Origin of the sequence: Actinophytocola sp. (genome assembly GCF_036555685.1) — a bacterium.
Lineage (GTDB): Bacteria > Actinomycetota > Actinomycetes > Mycobacteriales > Pseudonocardiaceae > Actinophytocola.
The window spans coordinates 1-2,534 of the sequence record NZ_DATBKY010000071.1; the positions used below are offsets into that span (position 1 = coordinate 1).

General features: G+C 69.7%; 3 protein-coding genes. 1 reads left to right on the forward strand and 2 read right to left on the reverse strand.

What is annotated here, in order from left to right; translation table 11 throughout:
- Positions 1-901 (forward strand): FlgD immunoglobulin-like domain containing protein (locus VH969_RS07570; protein WP_331972585.1); only part of this gene is annotated, 901 nt, incomplete at its 5' end.
- On the opposite strand, the gene VH969_RS07575 is transcribed toward VH969_RS07570, so the two are convergent.
- A complete protein-coding gene (locus VH969_RS07575; RefSeq protein WP_331972588.1) occupies positions 898-1,869 on the reverse strand; it encodes an IS481 family transposase in 972 nt (323 codons plus the stop codon). The genes VH969_RS07570 and VH969_RS07575 overlap by 4 nt on opposite strands.
- Positions 1,870-1,966: 97 nt before the next feature.
- Positions 1,967-2,434, reverse strand: a complete 468-nt coding sequence (locus VH969_RS07580) for an aminoacyl-tRNA deacylase (RefSeq protein ID WP_331972591.1) — start codon at positions 2,432-2,434, stop codon at positions 1,967-1,969.
- Positions 2,435-2,534 lie beyond the last annotated feature (100 nt).

Consider the following 2,534-nt stretch of genomic DNA (forward strand, 5'->3'; position numbering starts at 1 on the left):
CACCCACAACCAGAACTTCCTCGACTACCACGGGACCGAGGACGCGCTCGTCCAGAACCTCCAGTCCGCGGTGATCCGCACCCGCGCGCTGGGCATCCCGCTGGTGATCGGCGAGTGGGGCGCGCAGACGGCCGACACCGGCGTGCTCGACTTCCAGCACCACCTGCTGTCGGTCATGACCCGCTACGGGCTCTCGTGGGCCCGGTGGAACCTGGGCCAGGGCGCCGATCCGTTCACGCTCCTCACGCGCACCAAGTCGTTCAACTCGGTCGGCGCCGATCTGGCGGTCGCGCTGGCGACGCCCGCGCCGACGATGGGGATCGCACCCTCGGCCGACGTTCAGCCCGTGGTGTCCGGCTTCGCCCAGGTCGGCCAGGTGCTCTCGGCCTCGACCGGCATGTGGGCCGGCGTCCCGGCGCCCGCCGTCACCTTCCAGTGGCAGCGCTGCAACGCCCTCGGCCTCGCGTGCAAGCTCGCCGTCGGCTCCACCGCCTCCACCTACGTCGTCATGCAGAGCGACCTCGGCTCCACGCTTCGGGTGGCCGTGCGGGCGCGCAGCGCGGCCGGGCACACCGTGGTGCGCACGCCGGTGACCGCCCCGGTGACGCCGAACGTGCTCGCGGTCGCGAATCTGACTGCGCAGGTGTCGCCGATCTCCCCGACGGTCACGATCGGCTTCGACCTGAACAAGGACGCCGCGATCAAGATCGTCATCAGAAACGCGGCCGGGACGATCGTGAAGAAGCTCGACAACGCCGACCATCCGGCCGGGCTCGTCGTCAAGCGCTGGGGGGAGCTGCAGGACAACGGCCAGCCCGCCCCGCACGGCGTCTACACGGCGCTCGTCACGGCGACCACGGCCACCGAGTTCACCTCGACGTCGGTCGCCTTCACGATCTAGATGTCCTGCCTCGATAGGTTGTGGACGCGGCTGATGGGTGGGTGTCCGTCGAGTGCGCTGTGGGGTCTGTGCTCGTTGTGGTGGCGTAGCCAGTATGTCAGCGCGTGTGCGCGGTGGTCGCTTGTGCGGTAGGTGTGTCCGAGCGCCCATTCGCGTTTGAGGGTTTGCTGGTAGCGCTCGACTTTGCCGTTGACCTGGGGTCGGCGGGCCGGGATGCGGAGATGGCGGATGCCGTGGGCGGCCAGCAGTCGCGCCAGTGCCGTGTTGTGGGTGTAGGTCCAGGCGTTGTCTGACATCAAGCGTTTGGGCGTGACGCCGATGCTGGCGAAGAAGGCCAGGCCGCGCTCGACAAATCCGGTCACGGTGACGGCGCGTTCGTCCGGGTGCAGCTCGCTGTAGGCCATCCGAGAGTGATCGTCGACCAGGCTGTGCACCCACTCATAGCCGACCCGCATGCGCTTCTCGCTGGCGGTTCGATGCCGATCACCGGTGACGGCGTGGCCCGGGCGGCTGAAACGGGCAAAGCGCTTGGTGTCGATGTGCAGCAAGTCTCCCGGACACGGCCACTCGTAGCGGCGTGCCAGCTCGCGCGGCTCCCGCGGCGGGGGCGAGAGCCCCGCCCGGCGAAGCACCCGCCACACCGTCGCATGCGCATGACCCGTCTCACCCGCGATCAGTCGCGGCCCCCACCCCGTACGACGCCTGGCCGCGCAAATCCGCTCGGCCTGATCAGCCGGCACCTGCCGCGGCGAGCAGTGCGGACGTGACGAGCGATCCACAAAGCACGCTCCCGACGCGCGCTCCAACTCACCGGCCACCTCATACCGATCCACCCACCGCTTCACCGTCGTCGCGCACACCCCGCACCGACCAGCCGCCTGCCGACGCGACACGCCGCCCAAAACGACCAGCATCACCATCGCCCGGCGACCAGCAGGTCCGAGCTTCGCGTTACCGTGCAACCCCATCCGGGATCCCCTCCTTCAGGTCGTGAGCCTTGGCAGACCCACAGCCTCGAAGGAGGCCCGGATGGACACTCAACCGATCACAACGTCCCGAGGCACGTCATCTAGCTGCCAGATCCACGAGCCGGGCGCCGACGAGCTCCACCAGCTCCAGCGTGCCCAGCTCGACGATCTGGCCGCGGCCGCCCGCGTTCAGGCAGATGCGCTCGAGCTCGCCGCCGCTCGCGTCCAGGTAGACCGGCAGCCGCTTTCGCGACCCGAGCGGGCTCATGCCGCCGACCTGGTAGCCGGTTGCGCGCTCCGCCTCGCGCGGGTCGGCCATCTCGGCGTGCTTCACCCCCGCGGCGGCGGCCAGCTTCTTAAGCGAGAGCTCGGACGTCGCCGGGACGAGCGCGAACACAAGGTCGTCGCCGGCCCGCGCCACCAGGCTCTTGAACATCCGCGCCCGTTCGACTCCGAGGTCGTCGGCGGCCTGCTCGGCTCCGCCGCCGCGGCGGTAGGCGTAGCGCATGAGCGTGTGCTCGACGCCGGCCCTGCGCAGCTCGGTGGTTCCTCTCGTCTCCGCCATGGGTAATAATCCGGCCGGTGCGAGAGTACACGCCCGAGCAGGAGTCCTTCCGCGAGGACGCGGTCGCGGTCATCAACGCCGGGGCGATCGTGATCGCCGT

Excerpts from the sequence above, each read along its gene's own strand:
- VH969_RS07575 (WP_331972588.1), bottom strand. The coding sequence starts at position 1,869 with ATGGGGTTGCACGGTAACGCGAAGCTCGGACCTGCTGGTCGCCGGGCG.
- VH969_RS07580 (WP_331972591.1), bottom strand. The coding sequence starts at position 2,434 with ATGGCGGAGACGAGAGGAACCACCGAGCTGCGCAGGGCCGGCGTCGAG.